This is a genomic window from Streptomyces adelaidensis, from assembly GCF_016598475.1.
GTDB classification, from domain to species: Bacteria; Actinomycetota; Actinomycetes; order Streptomycetales; family Streptomycetaceae; genus Streptomyces; species Streptomyces adelaidensis.
This window is the reverse complement of record NZ_JAEMUX010000078.1, coordinates 16,515-38,563: the sequence shown is the minus strand read 5'-3', so window position 1 is coordinate 38,563 and position 22,049 is coordinate 16,515. Positions and strand designations below refer to the sequence as shown.

Sequence of the window (22,049 nt, the reverse complement as noted above, 5' to 3'; positions counted from 1 at the left end):
GCTGCCGAAGGACGAGGTCGACCGGATGCGCCAGGAGGCCGAGAAGTACGCGGAGGAGGACCACGCCCGCCGCGAGGCCGCCGAGACCCGCAACCAGGGCGAGCAGCTCGTCTACCAGACGGAGAAGTTCCTCAAGGACAACGAGGACAAGGTCCCCGGCGACATCAAGACCGAGGTCGAGGCGTCCGTCGAGGAGCTGAAGGCCGCGCTCAAGGGCGAGGACACCGCCGAGATCCGCACCTCCACGGAGAAGGTCGCGGCCGTCTCGCAGAAGCTCGGCCAGGCCCTGTACGCGGACGCCCAGGCCGCGCAGGCCGCGGGCCCCGAGGCCGGCGCCGGCGCCGGTGAGGCCAAGGTGGATGACGACGTCGTCGACGCCGAGATCGTCGACGAGGACCGTGACCGCAAGGACGGTGCCGCGTGACAGAGGAGACCCCGGGCTTCGACGAGCAGCAGCCGCAAGGCCAGCCGCAGCAGCAGCCCGACGTCCCCTCCGGATCGGACGAAGCCGAGCCGAAGGCCGCCCCCCAGGAGGGGGCGGCCCCGGCCGGGGACGCGGCAGCAGCGGCCCAGGTGGCCGGTCTGACGGCGCAGTTGGACCAGGTGCGTACGGCGCTCGGTGAGCGCACGGCGGACCTCCAGCGGCTCCAGGCCGAGTACCAGAACTACCGCCGCCGGGTCGAGCGCGACCGGATCACGGTCAAGGAGATCGCCATCGCGAACCTCCTGACCGAACTCCTGCCGGTGCTCGACGACATCGGCCGCGCGCGGGAGCACAGCGAACTCGTCGGCGGCTTCAAGTCCGTCGCCGAGTCGCTCGAAACCGTCGCGGCGAAGCTGGGCCTCATGCAGTTCGGCAAGGAGGGCGAGCCCTTCGACCCGACCATCCACGAGGCTTTGATGCACAGTTACGCGCCCGACGTCACCGAGACGACGTGCGTGGCGATCCTCCAGCCGGGGTATCGCATCGGCGAGCGCACCATCCGCCCCGCGCGGGTGGCCGTGGCCGAGCCCCAGCCAGGGGCGCAGACCGCCAAGGCCGACGAGGCGGAGGCGGCCGACGACAAGGAGAGCGGTGGCCCGGACGAGGGCTGACGCCGTCGGCGTGCACGCCGAGCGGTCCGAGTGGAAGGAGGGACGTCGAGGATGAGCACCAAGGACTTCATCGAGAAGGACTACTACAAGGTCCTCGGCGTCCCCAAGGACGCCACCGAGGCCGAGATCAAGAAGGCGTACCGCAAGCTCGCCCGCGAGTTCCACCCGGACGCCAACAAGGGCAACACCAGGGCCGAGGAGCGCTTCAAGGAGATCTCCGAGGCGAACGACATCCTCGGCGACCCCAAGAAGCGCAAGGAGTACGACGAGGCCCGCACCCTCTTCGGCAACGGCGGGTTCCGTCCGGGACCCGGCGCGGGCGGCGGCTCGTTCAACTTCGACCTGGGTGACCTCTTCGGCGGTGGTCCCCAGGGCGGCCAGGGCGCGGGCGGCTTCGGTGGAGGCATCGGGGATGTCTTCGGGGGCCTGTTCAACCGCGGCAGCTCCGGCACCACGCGGGTGCAGCCCCGGCGCGGCCAGGACATCGAGTCCGAGGTCACGCTGAGCTTCACCGAGGCCATCGAGGGCGCGACCGTACCGCTGCGGATGTCCTCGCAGTCGCCCTGCAAAATCTGTTCGGGCACCGGCGACGCCAACGGCACACCCCGCGTGTGCCCCACGTGTGTCGGCACCGGCCAGGTCGCGCGGGGCTCCGGCGGCGGCTTCTCCCTGACCGACCCCTGCCCGGACTGCAAGGGCCGGGGCCTGATCGCCGAGCACCCCTGCGACATCTGCAAGGGCTCGGGCCGCGCCAAGTCGTCCCGCACCATGCAGGTCCGCATCCCGGCGGGTGTCTCCGACGGCCAGCGGATCCGGCTGCGCGGCAAGGGCGCGCCCGGTGAGCGGGGCGGACCCGCCGGTGACCTGTATGTCGTCGTGCACGTCGACCCGCACCCGGTGTTCGGCCGCAAGGACGACAACCTCACGGTGACCGTGCCGGTGACGTATCCGGAGGCGGCGCTCGGCGGCGAGGTCAGGGTCCCCACCCTGGGCGGTCCGCCGGTCACCCTGAAACTGCCTCCGGGCACCCCCAACGGCCGGACGATGCGGGCCCGCGGCAAGGGCGCCTTCCGCAAGGACGGCACCCGCGGGGACCTGCTGATCACCGTCGAGGTGAGTGTTCCGCAGGACCTGTCGGGGAAGGCTCGTGACGCCCTGGAGGCGTATCGCGAGGCGACCGCGGGCGAGGACCCGCGAGCGGAGCTGTTCCAGGCCGCGAAGGGAGCATGACGACACCATGGACACACCCGGCCGCCGTAGACAGAATCCACTGGGCAGGGCGTACGAGCTGACGGAAGAGACACCGGTGTACGTCATCTCGGTGGCCGCCCAGCTCTCCGGTCTGCACCCGCAGACCCTGCGCCAGTACGACCGCCTCGGCCTGGTCTCCCCGGACCGCACCGCCGGGCGCGGCCGCCGCTACTCGGCCCGCGACATCGAACTGCTGCGCGCCGTCCAGCAGTTGTCGCAGGACGAGGGCATCAACCTGGCCGGCATCAAGCGCATCATCGAACTGGAGAACCAGGTCGCGGCCCTCCAGGCGAGAATCGTCGAGATGGAGTCCGCCCTCGACGGCGCCGCCGCGACGATGCGGCAGCGCGAGGCCGCGGTGCACGCGTCGTACCGGCGCGACCTGGTGCCGTATCAGGAGATGCAGCAGAGCAGCGCGTTGGTGGTGTGGCGGCCCAAGGGGCGGCAGCCGTCGGACTGACGGGACGTAGCGAGTGAAGGGCCCTGTCGGTACTTTCCGGTACCGGCGGGGCCGTTCGCGTGTACGAGTGGGTGAGCGACGTACGGCTGTCAGAGCGACGAGGCGACGTACGGCTGTCAGACGAAGAAGTCGCCGACCGCCCCGGCGGTGAGCAGCCACGTGGACTCGGCGCCTGTGCCGAACGCGGCGGCGAGGGCGTAGCCGAAGGCGGCGTCCAGGGCGTCCGGCTCGGCGTCCTCGCGCCACTCCCCGACGACCTTGCCGTCGCCCTCGGAGGAGAAGTCCCCGATGTGCTCCGTCGCGTCACGGAACAGGCCGCTGTCGCCTGTGGAGTTGGGGACCAGGCGCCAGGAGTGCTCCCCGTACCAGACGTCGACGCGGAACGAACGCCGCGTCAGCCGGCCCTCGGCGGGCTCGATGACGGCGTCCGCGCCGTCGACGGTGAGGGTGAGCAGGGCGCCGTCCCGTGTCCCGACCGGGATGTGCTCCTCCATCTCGGCCCCCTCCGCCCGCCGTATCTCGATCCGGGGCACCCGCTCCCCCGCCACGACGACTTCACCCCGTACGACGTCCAGCCGCACGGAGATCTCACCGAACCGGTCGTCCTCCACGAGGGCTTCCACGACCGGCTCGTCCTGGGGTGCGGGGTCCTTCGGCATGCGGTGGTCCTTCGCTGGGCGGGGGCCGACGAGTGGTCGGTGGGCCGACGAGTGGCCGGTACGTCACCTTGTAGGACGGCCGATACGTCCTACAAGGTTGCCCCTGCTCCGGAACCGCTCAACTCCCTTCAGGAGGAGGACTCGGCTGTCGGCTCGCTCGGCGTGTCCAGCTCGGTCGCGATCACGACGTTCGGCTCGCGGGTCCACTGGTAGTGGGAGTTCCAGTCGTCGTCGACGGCGTCGATGAAGAAGCAGCGCTCCTCGCCGTCGGGGACGGTCTGGTACGCGTACGAGGTCGTGTCGGCCGACAGCCACTCCACCTCGCCCGCCGAGCAGACCTTCTCCTCCTCGTCGCCGATCAGCACACCGCCGTAGACGATGTAACGGGCCAGGTCGGGCGTCGGATTCGCGTCCCAGTTCAGCTCGAAGCCGTACTCGGTCGGGCTCGCCGTCAGCCCCGTGACGGCGGATGGCGGGGTGTCGTCCCGCCGCCGGCCGCTGACGGCGGCGGACGGCTCGGACTCGTTGCCCGCCACGTCGAGGGCGGTCACGCGGTAGTAGTACGTCGCGCCCGTCTCGCCGGTCGTGTCCTGGTAGGAGAGCTGATTCGTGCTGCCGACCCGGGCGAAGTCGCCGTCCGCGCTCGCCGCTCGGTACACCCGGTACGAGACCGCTCCCGCGACCGTGCTCCAGCCGGTCCGCAGCCCGCCCGTCTCGGAGGAGTCGGTGACCTCCAGGCCCTGCGGCACACCGGGCGCGGTCCGGTCGACGGTGGTCACGGCCTTGTCCGCCGTACCCGCCGACTCGTTGCCCGCCTTGTCGTAGGCGCGCAGCTCGTAGTAGTACGTGTCGCCGGTCACCGGGAGGGTCGTGTCGGTGTACGAGGTGGCGGTGGTCGTTGTGAGGGGCTTGGTGCCGAAGGAGGCGCCCTTGAGCCGCCGGTAGACCCGGTAGCCGGCGAGGTCCATCTCCTTGTTCTTCGTCCACGACAGCGCGGCGTTGCCGCCCCTGGTGTCGTACGTGACCGAAGTGCCCGTCAGGGCAAGGGGCTTGACCGTGTCGACGGCCGCAGACGTGCGGGGCGTGTACGCGAAGGAGACGGTGGCGGAGCCGGTCCAGTTGACGAAGTCGATCCGCAGGGTGTGCTTGCCGGAGGGGATCGTGACGTTGACGGTCTTCTTCACCGTCGACGTGACGTTCTTCCACAGGCTGACCTTGCGGACACCGTCGACGTAGACGCGGATGCCGTCCTGCGCGGCGGCCGTGAAGGTGAACGGGCCGCCGGAGCCGAAGTCGCGCGTCACCGTCCAGCGGACGCCGAAGTTGTTCTTCGGCAGTCCGGTGGCGGGGGCGCCCGTGCCCCAGCTCTCGCTGATCTTCGAGTCGCAGTCGGTCTTCTTCGGCGTACCGGAGAAGGTGGTGTTGCCGTAGAACTGCCGTTTGTAGACGGGCGACGTGCACGTGACGGCCGCGTTCGCGGCCGGGGCCGTGACGGCGAGCAGGGTGCCGGCGGTGGCGAGCACGACGGCGGTGGCGGTCGCGGCCGTCGTGCGTCTGGCTGGGATCACTGGGGTCCTCTGGTCTTGATGTGGGGCGGCCGGTCAGGTGAGGGTGTGGTCGCCGACGGGCACGGACTCCGTGCCGTCCGCGTACACGGCCGTCACCCGGTAGAAGAGGGTGGTGCCGGCCTTCGCCTTGTAGTCCGTGTACGAGTGGTTGCCGGGGTTGTCCGCCGTGTCGCCGAGCTGGACGTACGCACCGGCGGCCGGGTCCCAGCGGTAGACGCGGAAGTGGGTCGCCGGGCCGTTCGGGTCCTGCTCCGCCGCGTAGCTCCACCCCATGGACCGGATGCCCTCGGCGTCCATGAGGGGGCCGTAGTCGTCGACGTTCAGCGACTCGATCGGCGACCCGTCCCCCGGGGTGGCCTCGGTCGGCCGCATGTCCAGTTCGGTGGCGTCCACGATGGGTACGTCGGCGGAGGCGGCGTCGAGGGTGTTGCCGTCCTTGTCGACGGCGACGACCTTGTAGCGGAAGCTCTCGCCGTCGGGCAGCATCCGGTCGAGGTTCTGGGACCACATGGTGCCGTACGGGAGGCTGTCGCTGATGTCGGTGTACGTCCACTCTTCGTCGGCGTACACGCCCCGGTGGATCGTGTAGTCGGCGACGTCGTCGGCGGCGCTGTCGTCCCAGTCGAGCTTGATGCCGTTCCCGACCGGGGTCGCCGTCAGGCCGGTGACCGGGCCGGGGGCCGTGTAGTCGCCCACGTGGTCGACCGTCACCGTCGGCGAGGCGGGGCCGAAGTTGCCGGCGCCGTCGACGGCGTAGACCGTGTACGTGTACGACGTGGAGCGCTTGACGGCGGTGTCCACGAAGGAGGAGCCGAAGCCGGAGCCGATCTCGGCGCCGTCACGGTAGACCTTGAACGTGGGATCCGAGCCCCCCGTCCGGTCCCACGACCAGTTCAGCGTGACGTCGCGCTCGCCGTCCACGGCCTTGAGGTTCTCGGCGGTGACGGTCGGCGGGGTCTTGTCCCACGTCTCGAACATGGCGGTGCCCGAGGCCGCCGACTCGTTGCCGGCCGTGTCGACGGCGGTGACGACGTAGTAGTACCAGGCACCGGTGGCCGGCGGGATCTCCGAGTAGTACGACTCGTACTGCCCCCGCTCGCTCACCAGTTCCGCGTCGGCGAGCACGACCGGGTGGGCGGTGGACCGGTACACGCGATAGCCGGCCAGGTCCGCCGCCTGGACCTGGTCCCAGGACATCTTGACTTCGGTCGTCCGACCGAAGTCCCAGTTGTCCTCCACGCCGGTGGGCGCGGCGGGCGCGGTCTTGTCGACGGTCGTGACGCCTTGGTCGGCGGTCCCCGTGGAGACGTTGCCGGCCTTGTCGTAGGCGCGGATCTCGTAGTAGTATGTCGCGCCGGTCTTGGGGAGCGTGGTGTCCGTGGCCGACGTGGAGGTGGTCGTCAGGAGGGGCGTACTGCCGAAGGAGGCGCCCTTGAGTCGCCGGTAGACCCGGTAGCCCGCGAGGTCCATCTCCTTGTTGGCCGCCCAGCTGAGCCTGGTGCGGCCGGTCGCCTGGTCGTACGTCGCCGTCGCGGCGGTCGGGGCGAGGGGCTTGGTCTTGTCGACCGTGGCCGACGTCCGGGGCGTGTAGGTGAACTTGACCTTGGCGGAGCCGGTCCAGTTGACGTAGTCGACGCGCAGGGTGTGCTTGCCGGACGGGACGGTCAGGTTGACGGTCTTGGAGACGGTCGACGAGACGTTCTTCCACAGGTCGATCTTGCGGGTGCCGTCGAGGTAGACCCGTACGCCGTCCAGCGCGGAGGCGGAGAACGTGAACGGTCCGCCGGAGCCGAAGTCGCGGGTGACCGTCCAGCGGACCCCGAAGTTGTTGCTCGGCAGGCCGGTGGCGGGCGCGCCGGTGCCCCAGTTCTGGTCGATGGCGCTGTCGCAGTCGGTCTTCTTCGGGGTGCCGGAGAAGGTGGTGTTGGCGTACGTCTGCCGCTTGAAGACGGGAGAGGCGCAGGTCACGGCGGCGGACGCGGGTGCTGCGGTCGCGGTGAGCAGACCGCCGGCGGTGGCGAGGACGACGGTGGTGGCAGCGGCCGTCGTACGTCTGGGTCGGGTCACTGGGGTCCTTGAGTGCTGATGCCTGATCTGTCTGATCGCCGGCGGAGGGGGACGTCGCCGCCGACAACGATCAGACCGCTGAGGTGGGGGTTTGGTTGTACGGGGTGTGTGGGAGACGGACGGCGCCGCAGTCCTGATGGACTCGGTGACGCCTGGGGCCGAACTCGGCGCCGCGTATGCCGCCGGCGGGTTCGGGCCGTTCACGCCTGGACGAGTGACGCGACCTGGGGGGTGTGGTGCGGCTTCTGCCTTTGGAAAGGCTTCAGCGAGCGACTGGGTCGCTTTTGACGTGCCGCAGGAGCGCGGCGAGGCCGTCCGGGGCGGTGGCCAGGATGACGTGGGGCTCGTCGCTCTCGCGTAGGCGGAGGGTGCCGTCGGGGGCGGGGGCTATGTAGAGGCAGCTGCTCTCGGGGCCGCCGCTGAATGAGGACTTCTGCCAGTTCAGTTCGGGCATCCGGGCCTCCTAGAGCGTGTAGAGCAGATGCTGGATGAGGGCGAGCGAGTCCTTCACCGAGTGTGCTTCGGGGGCCAACGATACGTCGACCGGGTTGAGGGCGTTCTCGGCCAGCCGCTCGAACAGCGCGTTGTACTGCTGGAGTTGGGTCGGCTCCCGTAGGTAGTCGGATCCCGTCGCGCGGTCGAGCACCACGGTGCCGAGCCGCGCCGTGCGAGGAATGGCATGGACGAAGTTCCCGCTGAGGGCGGCGTACGCCTGCGCGCTGAACGGATAGACCTGGATGGTCACGTGGGGCAGGCGGGCCAGCTCGATGAGCCGCACCAACTGCTCGCGTACGACTTGGGCGCTGCCGAACCGCATGTGCAGCGCCGCTTCGTGGATCACGGCGTGCACGGAGGGCGGGTTCTCACGGGCGAGGATGTGCTGCCTCTCCACGCGGAACCTCAGGCCGTCCTCGATGTTCTCGAAGCCCAGCTTGGGGCTGTTGAAGATGGCCCGCGCGTAGTCGGCGGTCTGGAAGAGCCCCGGGATGAACAGCGACTCGTGCATCCGCAGGGTCACGGCCTCCGCCTCCAGCTCGGCCAGGTTGAGCGCGCCGGGCCCCAGTCGCTTCTTGTACACGCTCCACCACCCCCTGCCGTTCGCCTCGGACATGGACACCAGTGCGTCAATGTAGGGCTCGTCTGTGCAACGGTATGTGCGGCACAACTCCAGCAGGCGCTCGGTCAGGATCGATGTGCGCCCCAGTTCGATATGGCTCAGCTGCGCCCGGCTCATGCCGATCCGCTGAGCGGCTTCTGCGGCGTTCAAGCCCGCCTCTTCGCGCAGTTGTTTGAGTTCGAATCCGAGGCGGCGCTGACGTTCGCTGATGGTGGTGCGTAGTCCCACGGTCACTCCCTGCTGGCTCGCGCAAAGTCTGCACGGCGGTAGGTGATCGGTCCACTCGATCAGGTGACTGGGTTGAGATGTTGAGCCCTTAAGTCCTACCGTGAGTGTGTAATAAGTCACGCAACGGGACCTATTGATCAACTCCCCCTGCCCATAAGCCGACAGAGCACCCGCCAGGGCAACGCCATCGCCGAGCAGTGGACCCGAGCCCTCTCCCACGCAGTCAGGAGCCCCCATGGACCCAGCCCGCCGTGCCGCCCACCGCCCCGCCCAGCTCATCCACCACTACAGCCTGTTCGCCCAGGCCGACGCGACCGCGCCCCGCCTGTGCCGGGACTTCGTACGGGCCGTCCTCTTCACCCACGACCGGGAACACCTCGTCATGCCCGCCGCCCTGTGCACCTCCGAGCTCGTCACCAACGTCCACCTCCACACCAAGGGCACCGCCATGCTCCGGGTCCGTCTCACCCCGGCCCGGCTGCGGGTGAGCGTGTTCGACGAGAGCGCGGACCCTCCGGTCGTGGCGCGGCCAGGGGGTGGGGGCGCTGTTGCCTGTTGGGGGCGGGGGCTCGCGCTCGTGGAGGAGATGGCGGACGGGTGGGGGGTCGCGGACGGGCGGACGGGGCGGTTCGCGAAGGGGGTGTGGTTCGAGTTGGGGCTTGCGGGGTGCGGCGGTCCTGCGTCACCAGTTCGAGTGAAGTGAGGACGTTTTCGCAGGTGAGCCCGTATGGCCGCCTACCGTAACGGCGTTGCTTGTGCCCCAGGCACGCCAAGCCCACACTTGAGGAGGAGGTGCCACCTTGACCGCTCTTGCACATGAGAGGCCCGAGACCATGTCCGAGGCTGGGGCTGAATTCGTGAACGAACCCAACCGTGACGAGGGTCTGTGGCAGGTATGGAAGGCCATGGAACTCCCCGAGGGCTACCGCGCTGAGATCATTGAGGGAGCCATCGAGGTGTCGCCCACCGGTCGCTTTGCACATGCTCAGGTCGTCAACCGCCTACGGGATGACCTGGCGCTTTATCTGAAGGGGAGCGAGTACGGCGCCTGGAACGACACGAACGTGATCCATGCACGCAGGGCGTGGATTCCGGATGGGCTCGTGGCGCCCCGGGACGCGGAGCTGATCGAGGACGAGGACGGCCTCGGGATCAAAGCGCACACCGTCTCGTTGGTCGTCGAAGTCGTCTCCCCGGGCAGGAGCAACCAGGACCGTGACCGCGTCCGCAAGCGCCGCGAGTACGCCCGCGCGGGCATCCCCGTCTACGTGATCATCGACGACTACGACGGCCAGGGCGCTGTCACCCTCTTCACCGGGCCCCGCCCCGACAAGGCCGACTGGGAGGACATCCACCGCGTCCCCTACGGCACTGACGTGACCATTCCCGAAGGGCCCGCCAAGGGGTTTGTCATCGGTGAGGCGATTACGGGGCCGAAGCGGGGCTGAACAGAGCGGATCGCACCCGGCGGCACCGACCCCGAGAAGTGACCGCTCCGCGGCGGGCCGAAGCCACAACCAGCCCTCAGTCCAGCTGTTCCGTAGTGCCGTCCGGGTAGATCAGCAGGCGGATCGCCCCGCCGTACCGGTTGTCCGTGATCGTCGCCGGGGTGGGAGCGCCCAGTTGTTGGGCGCGCTGCTGGAGGATCGACAGGACGACGTCCTGGATGTCGCCGTAGGGCGGGGCGGTGACGGGGACGCCGTCGATCAGGCCGGCGTTGGGGGAGAAGACGTGTACCTGGGCGTCCGCTGCGCCGGGATTCGCGGCGGGCGTGGCCGGGGTCGGGGGCGGGGTCGGTTCGGTCATCGGGGTCGGGGGTTCCTTCCGGCTCAGGCGCTCTTCGCCTCTCCCCGCTCGGGGAGGAGAATGTCGTCGATGGCCTCGACGTCCAGGACGCGAGCGTACGTGCCGCGCGACAGCCGTTGCAGGCGGCCCGACTTGACCATCGTCGACAGGACGTTGCTGATGGTCTTCGACGGGTCGGCGTACACGCCCGTCGGCAGGGCGCGCAGCACGTCGCGGGCGGAGAACGCGCCGGGGAAGGCGGCCACGGCCTTCTCGACGGCGGCGCGGATGCTGGGGGCGAGGGCGGTACGGCGTGCCGGGCTCGCCACGGCGGCGGCCGGCTGCCCGGCGTGCGCGAAACGTGCGGAGTGGGTCATGGGCGGGGCCGACCGGGGGAGGCAGTCGTGGATCTCGCGCAGGGCGGTGCGGATCGTCTCCAGGTGGGCGTCGCCGGAGTCGTCCGAGGTGGCCGCCAGCATGGCCGCGACCTTCTCTATGTTCGCGAGGGTGGCGGCCAGTTCGCGCAGCAGCGGCTCCAGGATGTCGCGGCGCAGCGCGGCCACCGGGTCGGTGGTGGCGAGCTCGACGGAGACGGAACCGGTGAGCGGGCGCGGGGCGGGAAGGCCGGCGGCGTGCTCCGGTCCGTCGTCGGCGCCGTCCGGGAGCAGGGACTCGACGGCTTCCCGTACGGCAGGAAGGTTGCGCGGTGGCTCGGGGGCGGTGTCGCCGCCGGGCATGCGCGTCAGCATGGTGACGAGCTGGTCGAGGCTGGTGAGCGCGGGCAGGGCGGAGCGCACCAGCGGGCCGAGCACGGCCTGCCGTACGGCCAGGGCCGGATCCTCGTACGAGAAGGTGATCCGTTGCCCGGCCTCGGCCGCTGCCATGGGTTCCTCGCTCCTGTCGCCCGACGGTCCGGGCATGTGTGCCGGCCCGCCCGAGAGGGGCGGCCGTCTGTGCGTTGCCTGTGTGGTGGTGTGCGAATGCAACAGCGGGGCCGCAGGCCCACGCTGTGCCTGTTCCCTCAATAGCCTCTGGTCATGGGCCAGTTGACCCTGAAGCAGGTCGAACGCGTCGAGGATCCGTTCCAGTTCGGGAAGCTCCGGCGCCGCCTGGCGGCGGGTCGCGGAAAGCGCTGACGACTCGTCGGCGCGGGACCTGAGCCGGATCAGCCGCCGGGGTACGGAACCGGAGTCGAAGCGGACCGCGGCGTGCGCCGGCAGGTCGCCGTTCTCGTCGCCGATGCCGAGCGTGCGGCGCAGCGAACGCCTGTCGTCGAAGGTGGTCGCGGCCGTGTATCCGTACGGTTCCGCGTACGCGACGGCGTCCTGCAGGCACTCCGCCCAGAGGGGGCAGGAGGCGCACAGGTCGCGTGCGGTGCGGAGGAGGACGAGTCGCTGACGGCGCTGGGCGGGGGTGAGGGCCGCGGCTGCCGTCGTACGGTCCATACCGTCCGGGCCGTCCATGCCGTTCGAGCCGTCCGGGTCGTGTGAATTCTCGAAGTTGTCCAGCAACGGATGCTGGAAGACGTCCGGCCGACGCCGACAGGGCAATGCCGCGTCGGGTATGTGGACTTCCCGTACAACCGCCTTGCGGGCAGGCTGGGCGGGCAGTCTGGCCAGCGTCGTATGGCTCGCCATACGCATGTGTAATGTCCCCCGTGGTGATCTGCGATCGCGGGGGACTCTAAAGCAACCTGTCAAACTGTTGCAACGCATGTGCAAAGTACTGGCCGGAAACAAACAGTGTCGCGACGAACCATTCACAAGAGCCTCAACTGTCCGCCGTTTCAGGGGCTTCACGCCGACGCAGCCGACCGAAGGCCCGCTGGACCCTCCTGACCCGCCCGATCACTGCCTTCACACCACTGCCGCGTGCGGCCAACACCGCGAGCACGCCGACGAATCCGACCGGTACGCCCACCTCCGGTGCGAACATGCCGGCGACCGAGCCGATGACGAGAATCACATCGGCGAGCACGACCGTGACCCCGCGCCGCCCCGGATGCTCCTTCACCATCCACGCACCCAGCAACGCCATCCCGGCCACCGCCCAGTACCCGAACGCCGCCGTCCCGGTGACCGCGGCGCTCGTGCTCATGCGCGCCGCGTCGCCCGCCGCCGAGAAGTAGCCGCTGAAGGCGGCGGCGAGGATGGTCGAGGCGAGGGCCAGGAGGAGTTGGGTGCGACGGCGGAGCAGCCAGACGGCTCCGCCGAGCAGCAGCAGAACGCAGACCATCACGAAGGAGGAGCCGCTCTGCGAGGCGATGGTGAACAGGGTGAAGGCGGCGGCCAGGCCGAAGACGATGCGGGGGAGCATGCGTACGGCCCAGGGGTCGTTCCTGTCCTGGTGGAGGAGGCGGCGGAGGCCGGGCAGGGGGGAGGCCGGGCGGGCCGCGTCGGGGACAGGGCGCTGTGGCTTCGATTCCCGCCGTGTGCCCACCTTGGGGTTCGTCTTCGCGTCCGTCTTTGGCTGCTTGCTCGTCTTCGTGGTCATTCCAGCCCTGTGCCTGTGGCTTGTTTTCCGAGGTCCGGGATCTGCGGAGCCGTGGGGGTGGTGGTCGAAGTGGCGGCTCGTGCCTCGTTCTTGACAGGTACGGGTTTGAATCCGACTTGCCAGACAGGGACGCGGGTCGGCGGCTGTGGGGGTTGGGCCGATGATTCGACGGCAGGCGTTTCGGCTTCGGGAACTTCCGCCTCGTTCGTGGTGGGGGTGGCTGCGGCCTTCGCGGCTGCCCTCTCCTTGCGGTCGGCCGTCACCGACGCGCACTCGGCGGCCAGTGACTCCTTGCGCGCGACAGGATCCTGTTTCGCGTACGCGGCGACGTCGACGTAGTGCGGCAGGGTCGGGTCGTCGACCTGTACCTGCGCGCGTATCTGATGGGTGCCGACCTCGTTCCGCGACGCCTCTGGCCACTGCTTGCTCGGCGCATAGGCGAACTTGACGTTGTCCACGCCGACGTACGGGTTCGTGTGAAGGGCGGGGAGTTCCTGGTTGTAGAGGATCGAGCGCGTGTGCGCGGACTCGGCGAACACGACGACCTGGCCGCGGGCCGCGGCGGCGTAGTTCTCGGAGATGTTGGCCCAACAGCCACGGGCCCATTCGTACGTGAAGCCCTCTTCGTCGCCACCGAGTGCCTTACGGACCCCGTTCTCGAAAAGGTACATCTCGTTCAGCCTGCGGCCACCGGCTGTCGTTTCGAGCGTCTGCGCCGAGCCGGGATTCTTCTTGTTCTGCGTCCTGGCCCAGGCCTCGGCCACATACCGGTTGTCGAGGAAGTGCTCCTCCCTCCAGTTCAGCGGGGCGTCGTCGTGCTGGACGCCATGCGACCAGAAGGCGCTGGTGGGGGAGGTGCCTTTCGGCGGCGTGACACCTTCCCGGTCTTTGGCCACGGACTCGATGTATTCCCTGACCGACGCGAAGCCACCGGCCTCGGCTTCGGCAGTCAGACGACGGACGATGGCCCGTGACCCATCCCGTGTGTTCGCCTTCTGAGCCTCTTCGGCCTCCTGGTTGGCGAGCTTGAGGGCGAGTCGCTCGATGTACCGGGGTATGGGCTGTGGGCTCACAGTTCTCCGATCTCGACCGGGCGCGGGTGGAACTCGATGGACATGTTCACGGCCCCTCGTCGGGGCTCAGGTCCGACGGTGTCCAACTTGAGGAAGATCTCGAGGATCACCAACGGCCTGGTGGCCTCGCGGGGCATCCAGTAGGCCAACCGGTGCGGGTTCTGCTGCTCGAACCGGTACTCGTGCGATCCGGTGTCGTAGTCGCCGAGGTTCTCGGGAAAATCCTCCGCGTCCCAGGCACCCTCCCAGGTGGGCTCGCCCAGTACGGCGCAGGCGGCCGTCAGGTACATGGGCCAGACACGGACTGCTTCCGCCAGCACCGCTGGGTTGTCCTCGACGGCTTCGGCGCTCGCTCCCCAGAGCCAGTGGCTGAGGTGGGTCACCGGGGCCCAGCTGCCGCCGAGATTGTTGAGGGTGAGCTGGCCGCCGGTGTCGGTGCGGACCTGGAGCACCCGCTCGAAACTCGTCGGAACCCAGTCGAACTGTGCGCACCACATGTCCAGGCCCTTGCCGGGGTAGGGCGGGCCGGACCAGATCGTCGGCCAGTCCACGTCCGTCAGTCCGCGCAGTTCGGTGATCAGTTCCTGTGGGGTCCGGTCCTGCGGGCCCGAAGCTGAGAGTCCCATGATCAGTACCTCGTGTTCCTCGTAGTCACAGCAGCCAGCCGGAGCCGTCGTCCTCGGGGTCGGCGGGGCCGTGGCAGGCGAGAGAGATCGTCGCACCGCCGGGTCCCCACCCGGCCGCCGTACCCGCCGACAGGTTCGCCCTGAGTACGCACATGGGCGCCCCCGGCGTACGGGGGAACCACACGGCGAGGCGGTACGGGTCCCGGTGTTCCCGGCGCCACCCTTCGTCGCGCCAGTACGCGCGGCCGGGGGCCTCCGGGAACCCGTCGGTGTCCCAGTCCCCTGACCAGACGGGCGTGCTCAGTACGGCCTGCGCGGCGGCGAGGTAGGAGGGCCACTTGCGGCTGACGAGGGTCATCACGGCTGCGTTCTCCGCCGCCGAGCCGGACCGGACCGACCACAAGACGTGCTCCACCCGGGTGACGGGCCGACCGGGTGCGACCGACGCCAGGTACAGCTGGCCGCCGTGCGCCGTACGCACCCACTGGCCCGCCTCGAACCACAGCGGCCGCCAGCCGAACCCGGCGCACCAGGGCGCCAGTTTCTCCTCGTCCTCCGGGACTCCGGCCCAGAGGGTGGGCCAGTCCAGGCCGATGAGCCGCCCCAGTTCCTCGACCAGTTGGTCGGGGGTGCGGTCGGCGGTCAGGACTGGCATGGGGTGACTCCTCGGGCTGGAGAGATACGGCAGGTGGTCGGCGGCGGCTTGCTCACTCCGCCAGGCCTGTGCCGTGGGCCCGCTCGGGGGCGGGCGGGGCTTGGGTCGGAGCGGGTTCGGTGAGGGCCGGGGCTGTGGTCGCCGGTACGGGCTTCACGGTGACTCCGGGCAGGAAGTGCATGCCAGCGACGGCCTGCGGCGCGGCTTCGAGCGGTTTGCTCGGCTGGGCGGCCACCTTGGCGTTCACCTCCACGCCGGGCAGGTAGACGCCGTGGGTGCTGGCCATGGGTTGGGGCTTCTCGCGGGCCTCGGCCGCCCATGTCAGATCCGGGGCGCTGGGCAGGGCCACCTCGTGGTCCGGGCGCAGGACCTTGATCTCCTCGACGTACTTCTCGACGTCGGCCGCACGGGCGGGGCCGTCCATAGCGGCCACGCGTGCGCAGACCTCAAGGACGGCGGCGCGCTGGGCCTCCGGGGTGGGGAGCGACTTCAGCTGCTCCAGGTCGAGGTGGCCAGCCTTGGTCAGGGGCGTGTACTTGGGGTTGTTCTCGTCGTACCCGAAGGTGTGGACCTGGGCGCGTACGGCCTGGGAGGCCAGCAACTCCTGTGTTTCCGGGGCGAGATCCGCGTACTTTTCCATGGGCGGCGGATACATGAAGTTGATGACGTCGAGCTTGCCGTCCTGGCGGAGCTGGCGGGACTCCGTCTGGTAGGCGACGGTTCCCGGGTTGAGCTCGGCCATGAAGAAGAGAGCTTCGGTCTCGGTCGTAGCCGCGTATCTCTGGGAGAGGGCACCCCAGGCGTCGTAGGCAAGGGCCGTGCCCGTGTCCCGGTCCAGCTTCAGCGCCTTCTGGACGTTTGCATCCCACAGGTGGAGCTCACCCAGCGCCTTTCCGCCGGGCGTGCCCTCCAGATACCGCAGGGTGTCATCGACTATCGAGTTCTGAGCCTCGGTGTATGCCGCCGCTATGTGCATGCTCTGAAGCTGTTCTCCAGCCTGCACGTCGACTGTCGGGTGATCCTCCAACCGGTAGGACCAGAAAGCCGATCGGGTGTCAGGTGTGGGCAGTTCCATGTCCTGCTCAGCAGCGAAGTCCCTCAGTCGCTTGCGGAGTTGCTCTGTGTATTCCTTGTCCGGAAGGTGGGCCATGCCTGCACGCAACCGCTTTGAGATTCTCCTGACCTCGTCAGAAGTCGGTGCGGCCTCGCCGGTGTGCTGTCGGCCTCGGGCGTCGTCGAGGACTTGGTCCGACACGTGTACCTGGATCACACGGCCTCCGGCGGATAGCAGTCGACATTGATGAGTACGCGCCGAAGCTCGCCGGGTTCCAGGGCGGCGCCCAGGCTGACGGTGAGCACGGTGATGCGCCCTTCCGGGCCGTTCTCGCGCCACACAGCCATGCGATAGGGGTCCATGTCCTCCAGGCGGATGTCGCGGGGCATGAGCCAGTGCCGGTCGTGCGGCGGTTCCGGGAAGGCGGGGTCGTTCCAGGCCCCGGCGAAGGCGGGTTCACCGAGCACAGGGCGTGCGGCAGCCAGGTACGCGGCCCACCTCTCAGATGCCTGCGTGAGGACCTCGTCGTTCTCGGAGACATCGTCGGCCGACTCCTGCCAACTGGTCCAGCCGAGTTGTTTGATCGGAGCCCAGCCGGCCTCGCGCACGGGGTCTAGCACGAAGCTCTGCCCCGTGGCGCTGCGTACTGTCAGCACCCGCTCCGCCGAGGTCGGCTTCCATCCGAACAGCGCGCACCAGTCGTCCAACGCCTGACCGGGGTTCGGAGGACCCGCCCAGACCGCGGGCCAGTCCACGTGCTCCAGGCCCCTGAGTTCCTCGGCCAGTTGCTCAGGGCTGCGGTCGATCCTGAGGGTCGTCATCGTCGTTGCCTTCCTCGTCTTCCGGACGGCTCCGGTTCACCCGTGCCGCGCCTGCCTCTCCGCGTCCGTGTGGGCGGGATCGTGGCAGGCGAGCACGATCCTCGCATCGGCCGGTACCGGGCCGCTCCGGGTGGCCGCGCCGAGCGTCATCCGCAACTCCACGAGGGGTGCGTGCGGCGGCAGGAAGCGCCACACCGCCACCCGGTGGGGGTCCTGGTGCTCCGTGCGCCAGCGTGCGTCCGGCCATGGATGCGGGCCGGGCAGTTCCGGGAAGTCCGGGCTGTCCCATGCGCTGTGGTGGGTGGGGTTTCCGAGGTAGCCGCGCAGGGCGCTGAAGTGGACCTGCCAGCGGGCCTCGGAGAGATCCCTGACCCGGTCGTTCTCGGACAGATCCCGGGACCGTGCCGCCCACAGCGTGTACTCGGCCCGGGTCACAGGGAGGGTCTGGCCGAGGGAGACGAGGTGCAGGCGGCCGCCCAGGGAGGTGCGGACCCGCAGGCCGGACTGGAACCACAGGGGGTGCCAGCCGAAGCCCGCGCACCAGTGGGCGCGCTTGACCGCGTCGTCCGGGACGCCCGCCCACACCGTGGGCCAGTCCACGCCGGTGAGCCGCTGCATTTCCCCGACCAGCTGGTCGGGGGTGCGGTCGGCGGTCAGGGCAGGCATCGGGGGCTCCTCGAGAAGGGGGTGTGCGGAAGCGGGAGCCGTTACACGCGGCCGTCAGGGGTACGCGGGTCGCGTGGGGCCGGGGGCGCGGGCGGGCGGGGCGTGGGCGTCGGCTCGGGGGCCGGAGTCCGGGGGCGCTGCGCGGGTGCCTGGGGCTCGGGCTGCCTCGTGGGCTGGGCGGTCTGTTGCCCCTGGGAGGCACTCACCCGGCCACCACGGGAAGGGGCGGGCGCGGAAGGCGGCTGCGAGTTCGGCTCGCCCTGCGACTCCGTGGCGTTCGGGTTGAGGACCGGCTCCGCCGCCGCGTACGCGACCTTGCGCTGCTCCCGTTGTGACTGGCCGAGCCAGCCCTTCCGCTGCATCTTGTTCCGGTACTTGCCCTTGAACAAGAGCTGGTCCGCCGCCCAGGCTGTGCCCTTGGCCCCTCCCATGGTGGTCTTGGTTCCGATGCGTGCGGTTCCCTTGGCGGCCTTGCCTGCCACACGGCCGGTGGTCCGGGCCGCACCGCCGGCGAGGCCGGGAGCCACGGCGGCCACCTTGTCGAAAGCGGCGTTCGCGCCGTCGCGGATGCCGAGCGCGTCCTCGCCGCCCGCGACCTGTGGGGTGAAGTTGCCGGCGAGGAGCTTCTTCAGCATCATCACCACGGCGATGGTGACCAAGAGGAGAAGCAGCAACTGCGTACCAAGGGCGATCTTGGCTGGAAGGATCATCTGATAAAGGACGAGCAGTACAGTCAGGATGACTCCGAAGCCCGCGCGGAGTACGAAGCTGTGGATGAAGGTCTCCAACCAACTCCTCAGCAGCTTCTGCTGTGAGGGATGGATGCCAATCGTCGCCACGAGCGGGAGCAGGATGACCAGGATCAGGGTCACCGCGTGCCACAGCAGAGTCAGGCCGCTCAGGACGACAACCATCAGGCCGACGATGAGGGCGGCGACGATGGAGTAGAAGGCCAGCCCGATCCGGTTGTTCGCGTTCTTGCCTGCCCAGTCGTCGAACGCGACTGGATAGATGTGTTTGTCGTCGACCTTGTCACCCTGGTCGTAGCCGCCGGCTATTTCCCGGCGAATGGGAACCCACCGAAGCATTTTCTTGTCGACCGGTTTCACGGTGTCGTCTTTGTTGGTCAACGACTGTGCGACGAGCTGTCGGACGCGTAGATCCTCGCAGCGGGCACCGGCGCCGTACTCGCACTCGGTGTTCTCGTCCTTGGGTATGCAGACGCCGCCCTCGATTCGGCCGCCTTCCTTCTTGAAAATACAGTTCTTGCCAGGGTCGCCGAACTGTCCCAGTGCCCACGGCCGGAAGGCAAGTGTGTCGTACATGGCACAACTGGAAATGCGCAGGCCTTCGTTGTAGTCGTCGTCCAGATCGCACGGAGATTGCATGGTGCCGGACGCGCCACCAAGCACCGTCGAAGTCAGAGTCGAATTGGCCTGCGCGATGTAGTTGTCGGCGGAGCTGACCACGGTGTCATAGGTTTTGCCGCTCAGGAACGCGATGACGGCGATGACCGTGAGCACCGACCATGAGACGCCCGCCCACACCTCGCGCATGTCACCGCTGCGCCACTTGGTGAACACCCACATGCCGACCAGAATGATCATGACTGGGACGGCTGGCTGCAGAACGTTCTCCTTCAATGCCTTCACGAGGTTGTCCCGATCCGTGTACAGACCGGCGAACGGGCTCGGGTTGGAGGCTGATTCCTTGATGGAGATGGCTGCCCGCGTGAAGATCTTCGTGCCGTCGAAGATCGAGTTCGCGATGCCGTTGTTGACGTAGGTCATGACGGAGCAGTCATCAGCGCCGCTGCCGTCGAATGTACCGTCGTTGGGTTGGGAGGCATCGCCCCGCCCTTTGAAGGTCTGGGACCAGTTGAGACCGCGCATGCCGTTCAGTTCGTAGATCGTGTACTTGGCGGCGTTTTCCGGCATCTCCACCGCACCTGTGACCGCACCCGTGGTGTCGGTCAGGGTCGTCGACTGTTCTTTCTTGTTCCTCTCCCACTGGTTGACCGCGGCGAACATGGACTCACCGTTGGAACCCGGCATGTCCTGCTGGTAGCTCTCGTCCCCAGTGAAGTCACAGGCGAAGTCCGCGTACGCCGAAGTCGGCATGGACAAAGTAAGGGCCGCCAAAGTCAGCGCCACGAACAGGACAGCGCGGACTGCCGTACCGGCCTTGGCCAGGTCTCGGCGCAGTGCTGTGGGCGAGAGCATCTGTATTTCCTTCGGAGGACGCGAGAGCGGGGAGCGACGGTGGCGGTAACGTCGAGTCAGCTGGGGAAGTAGTCGCTCAGCACACAGCCGTCGACGGCGGCTGGCTCCTTGGTGAAGCCGCTCGGCGGCGCAAAGTCGGGTTCACATATCAGTTTCTTGACGCCGGACTGCTGAATGGCTTGGTATGCCTCGTCGCCGACCAAGATGAGCGCGAAGTCCGAGCCGACCGTGAAGCTCCAGCCAGCCTGCTTGGCGGAGTTCTGAAACGACTTCATGTCGTGCACGGAGAGCAGAGTGATGGGGTGACCTGAGGCGTCCGTGCAGACCGCACGCTCCCTGATACCCCAGGACGGGTCGGCGGACTCTTCCGTGCCCCACGAGTTGTTCGATCCCGTGTGGTTGGCGTCGTAGTCGTCGCCGGTCCGGAGGCTCTCGCAGGAGGTGTATTGCTTGACGAAGCGTGCGATGGACGCCATGTCCGCCGCCTCGGGCAGCGTGCTCTTGTCCGCCTGCTCGGTGGCGTCAGCGGTGTTCGCTCCCCCGTTGCCGCCATTTCGCCCCTCGGTGCCGTCGTCACCGCCGCACGCCGTCACTGACGTCAACGCGACGAGAGTGGCGCCGATCGCGAGTGCTTGCTCGAGTCGCATGTTGTTCGTCCTTTGCCCTACTCGGATACTTGGTTGGTCAGTACGCAGCCGTCCACCGGCTCGTCCTGGGAGCGGTAGCCGGACGGGACTGTGGAGTTGGGGTAGCAGTTCTCGATCAGTCGGTCGTCCTGGAAGAGGGGCTGTCCCCTACCGAGCCAGTGGTGTTGATGGTGCCGCTTGGGTGCGGAGGGCTGATCAAGTCCTCCGCGGGCCCCGAGCGCGTTGGGACACGTGGAGACTCCGGTGCAGGCCAGGAAGGCGCCCGCGATGCTGGCGTCAGGAGTCCGCGAGGTAGTCGGTCATGACGCATCCGTCGGCGAGTCCGTCGATCTTCTTGTAGCCGCTGGGCACGGTGAGGTCCGGATCGCAGGACAGAGTCATCATCTTGCTCGCGGCAAGCCGGTGGATCGTCTCGCCGTTCTCCGCGGCGATGGCGAAGTTCTGGCCGATGTCCCACTCATCCTCGCCCTTGGCGCTCTGTTCCTGGAACTTCTGCATGTCGTTGATGAGGAGCAACGTGATGCTGTCGTTGTGGTCGTCCACGCAGTGGGCGCGTTCCTTGATGCCCCACGCGGGGTCCCTGGCCTCCTCCCGCATGTAGTCCACTTCCGAGGGATCCGCCTCAAGGTCGAGACAGGCCGCGTGCTCGTTGATGAGGTGGGCCAGGGATGCCATGTCCGATGCGGAGGGCAGCCCGAGGTCCGTCATTGGGTCGTCCTCGCCGCAGCCGGTGAGGAGGAGCAGGGCCGCAAGGGCGGCGGTGCCTGCCGTGGCTGCTTGCTTGAGTCGCATGCTCTTCTCTGCCTTACTCGCTCATTCGGGTGCGTAGTCGATCAGGCCGCATCCGTCGGTGAGTCCGTCCGCCTTCTCGCAGTTGCCGCACGGTGAAGTCCGGCTTCCAGAGGAGGACCATTTACCTTGGTCCTGGTGAGCTGCCGGACCCGCCTGCAGGATCAGACTTGCTATTGGTCCAAGGGATCGAGGAGATAGTTCGTCAGCACGCAGCCGCTCGCCAACGCATCCTCCGTGCGATACCCCTCGGGAGCCTTGAAGTTGGGGTCGCAGTTCTCCATCAACATGCCCGCTTCGAGCAAGGTCTTGCTGGCCAGGTAATTCGTGGGGTCGACGATGAAGTCAGCGCCGAAGAAGAACTTCCCTCGCGCGAGATTATCTGTCCAGCCGTCCTCCTTGGCCAAATCGCGAGCCATTTTCCGGTAGCTCTCCTGGAACGCTTTCATGTCCTTGGGCAGGTAGATGAGCCAGCCGCCCATATCGGACCGGGTGTTCCCGCAGAAACCGGCCTTACGAATGGCCCACGCGTCGGCCCCTCCGGGGGATTCAAGGATTGTTCCGCAGGGCCGAGAAAACCCTCCAGGGGCGTTCCGTGCGCCCCTCCGTCGTCGGTGAGGTTGTCGCACGGAAGCCCCGCACCGGTGATGAATTCCTGGACGTCCCTCAGCGTCTTGGCGCTGGGGCGGCTCGCTTTCCCGGCGTCGGAGGAGGGCGAGCTGCCGAGGACGTCGAAGAACGAACCGCCCTCGTCCCCACCAGAGTCGGATCCG

At 68.5% G+C, this 22,049-nt stretch carries 23 protein-coding genes and 1 pseudogene; 6 read left to right on the top strand and 18 right to left on the bottom strand.

Annotated elements, in window-relative coordinates; translation table 11 throughout:
* The 4 genes from I8N67_RS32570 to I8N67_RS32555 all read left to right on the top strand — a co-directional run.
* Positions 1-424: Hsp70 family protein (locus I8N67_RS32570; protein ID WP_200307852.1), on the top strand; the 424-nt coding region annotated here is incomplete at its 5' end.
* Positions 421-1,095 carry a nucleotide exchange factor GrpE gene (gene grpE / locus I8N67_RS32565; RefSeq protein ID WP_200307851.1) on the top strand — a complete coding sequence of 225 codons (675 nt, stop codon included), beginning with the start codon at positions 421-423 and terminating at the stop codon, positions 1,093-1,095. The genes I8N67_RS32570 and grpE, both read left to right, overlap by 4 nt.
* Before the next feature lie 51 nt (positions 1,096-1,146).
* Positions 1,147-2,325, top strand: a complete 1,179-nt coding sequence (gene dnaJ / locus I8N67_RS32560) for a molecular chaperone DnaJ (protein WP_200307850.1) — start codon at positions 1,147-1,149, stop codon at positions 2,323-2,325.
* A 7-nt stretch (positions 2,326-2,332) separates the two neighbouring features.
* A complete protein-coding gene (locus tag I8N67_RS32555; protein WP_200307849.1) occupies positions 2,333-2,806 on the top strand; it encodes a heat shock protein transcriptional repressor HspR in 474 nt (157 codons plus the stop codon).
* Positions 2,807-2,922: 116 nt separating this feature from the next.
* On the opposite strand, the gene I8N67_RS32550 is transcribed toward I8N67_RS32555, so the two are convergent.
* From I8N67_RS32550 to I8N67_RS32530, 5 genes and pseudogenes are all read right to left on the bottom strand, one after another.
* Complete coding sequence (locus tag I8N67_RS32550; RefSeq protein WP_200307848.1) at positions 2,923-3,465, bottom strand: hypothetical protein; 543 nt, start codon at positions 3,463-3,465, stop codon at positions 2,923-2,925.
* A gap of 748 nt (positions 3,466-4,213) precedes the next feature.
* A pseudogene (locus I8N67_RS44930) lies at positions 4,214-5,033 on the bottom strand (PA14 domain-containing protein); the annotation flags it as partial.
* A gap of 33 nt (positions 5,034-5,066) precedes the next feature.
* Complete coding sequence (locus I8N67_RS32540) at positions 5,067-7,100, bottom strand: fibronectin type III domain-containing protein (protein ID WP_200307846.1); 2,034 nt, start codon at positions 7,098-7,100, stop codon at positions 5,067-5,069.
* Positions 7,101-7,362: 262 nt separating this feature from the next.
* Positions 7,363-7,554, bottom strand: coding sequence for a DUF397 domain-containing protein (locus I8N67_RS32535; RefSeq protein ID WP_200307845.1), 192 nt, complete (start codon positions 7,552-7,554; stop codon positions 7,363-7,365).
* Positions 7,555-7,563: 9 nt separating this feature from the next.
* Complete coding sequence (locus I8N67_RS32530; RefSeq protein WP_200307844.1) at positions 7,564-8,445, bottom strand: helix-turn-helix domain-containing protein; 882 nt, start codon at positions 8,443-8,445, stop codon at positions 7,564-7,566.
* Positions 8,446-8,680: 235 nt separating this feature from the next.
* Here I8N67_RS32530 and I8N67_RS32525 point away from each other — a divergent pair, with 235 nt between their 5' ends.
* On the top strand, positions 8,681-9,148 hold the full coding sequence (locus I8N67_RS32525) for an ATP-binding protein (RefSeq protein ID WP_200307843.1): 468 nt from the start codon (positions 8,681-8,683) through the stop codon (positions 9,146-9,148).
* Between the two features lie 97 nt (positions 9,149-9,245).
* Positions 9,246-9,893, top strand: coding sequence for a Uma2 family endonuclease (locus I8N67_RS32520; RefSeq protein ID WP_234046657.1), 648 nt, complete (start codon positions 9,246-9,248; stop codon positions 9,891-9,893).
* A 76-nt stretch (positions 9,894-9,969) separates the two neighbouring features.
* Here the strand turns inward: I8N67_RS32520 and I8N67_RS32515 are convergent, their stop codons facing one another.
* From I8N67_RS32515 to I8N67_RS32455, 13 genes are all read right to left on the bottom strand, one after another.
* Complete coding sequence (locus I8N67_RS32515) at positions 9,970-10,251, bottom strand: hypothetical protein (RefSeq protein ID WP_200307842.1); 282 nt, start codon at positions 10,249-10,251, stop codon at positions 9,970-9,972.
* A 23-nt stretch (positions 10,252-10,274) separates the two neighbouring features.
* Positions 10,275-11,873, bottom strand: coding sequence for a WhiB family transcriptional regulator (locus I8N67_RS32510; RefSeq protein WP_234046656.1), 1,599 nt, complete (start codon positions 11,871-11,873; stop codon positions 10,275-10,277).
* Between the two features lie 127 nt (positions 11,874-12,000).
* The gene (locus tag I8N67_RS32505; protein WP_234046655.1) at positions 12,001-12,723 is read right to left on the bottom strand and encodes a hypothetical protein; all 723 of its coding nucleotides are present in this window, start codon (positions 12,721-12,723) and stop codon (positions 12,001-12,003) included.
* A complete protein-coding gene (locus I8N67_RS32500) occupies positions 12,720-13,796 on the bottom strand; it encodes a hypothetical protein (protein WP_200307841.1) in 1,077 nt (358 codons plus the stop codon). The genes I8N67_RS32505 and I8N67_RS32500 overlap by 4 nt, the downstream gene beginning before the upstream one ends.
* Positions 13,793-14,422, bottom strand: a complete 630-nt coding sequence (locus I8N67_RS32495) for a hypothetical protein (RefSeq protein ID WP_200307840.1) — start codon at positions 14,420-14,422, stop codon at positions 13,793-13,795. Before I8N67_RS32495 ends, I8N67_RS32500 begins: the two co-directional genes overlap by 4 nt.
* A 25-nt stretch (positions 14,423-14,447) precedes the next feature.
* Positions 14,448-15,077, bottom strand: coding sequence for a hypothetical protein (locus tag I8N67_RS32490; protein WP_200307839.1), 630 nt, complete (start codon positions 15,075-15,077; stop codon positions 14,448-14,450).
* A gap of 52 nt (positions 15,078-15,129) precedes the next feature.
* The gene (locus I8N67_RS32485) at positions 15,130-16,227 is read right to left on the bottom strand and encodes a hypothetical protein (protein ID WP_200307838.1); all 1,098 of its coding nucleotides are present in this window, start codon (positions 16,225-16,227) and stop codon (positions 15,130-15,132) included.
* A gap of 116 nt (positions 16,228-16,343) precedes the next feature.
* Positions 16,344-16,952, bottom strand: a complete 609-nt coding sequence (locus tag I8N67_RS32480) for a hypothetical protein (protein WP_200307837.1) — start codon at positions 16,950-16,952, stop codon at positions 16,344-16,346.
* A gap of 36 nt (positions 16,953-16,988) precedes the next feature.
* Positions 16,989-17,618 carry a hypothetical protein gene (locus I8N67_RS32475; protein ID WP_200307836.1) on the bottom strand — a complete coding sequence of 210 codons (630 nt, stop codon included), beginning with the start codon at positions 17,616-17,618 and terminating at the stop codon, positions 16,989-16,991.
* A 41-nt stretch (positions 17,619-17,659) separates the two neighbouring features.
* The gene (locus I8N67_RS32470; RefSeq protein WP_200307835.1) at positions 17,660-19,840 is read right to left on the bottom strand and encodes a TrbL/VirB6 family protein; all 2,181 of its coding nucleotides are present in this window, start codon (positions 19,838-19,840) and stop codon (positions 17,660-17,662) included.
* 56 nt (positions 19,841-19,896) lie between these two features.
* The gene (locus I8N67_RS32465; protein ID WP_200307834.1) at positions 19,897-20,487 is read right to left on the bottom strand and encodes a hypothetical protein; all 591 of its coding nucleotides are present in this window, start codon (positions 20,485-20,487) and stop codon (positions 19,897-19,899) included.
* Between the two features lie 276 nt (positions 20,488-20,763).
* Positions 20,764-21,279 carry a hypothetical protein gene (locus tag I8N67_RS32460; RefSeq protein ID WP_200307833.1) on the bottom strand — a complete coding sequence of 172 codons (516 nt, stop codon included), beginning with the start codon at positions 21,277-21,279 and terminating at the stop codon, positions 20,764-20,766.
* Positions 21,280-21,449: 170 nt separating this feature from the next.
* Positions 21,450-21,758, bottom strand: coding sequence for a hypothetical protein (locus I8N67_RS32455; RefSeq protein ID WP_200307832.1), 309 nt, complete (start codon positions 21,756-21,758; stop codon positions 21,450-21,452).
* Positions 21,759-22,049 lie beyond the last annotated feature (291 nt).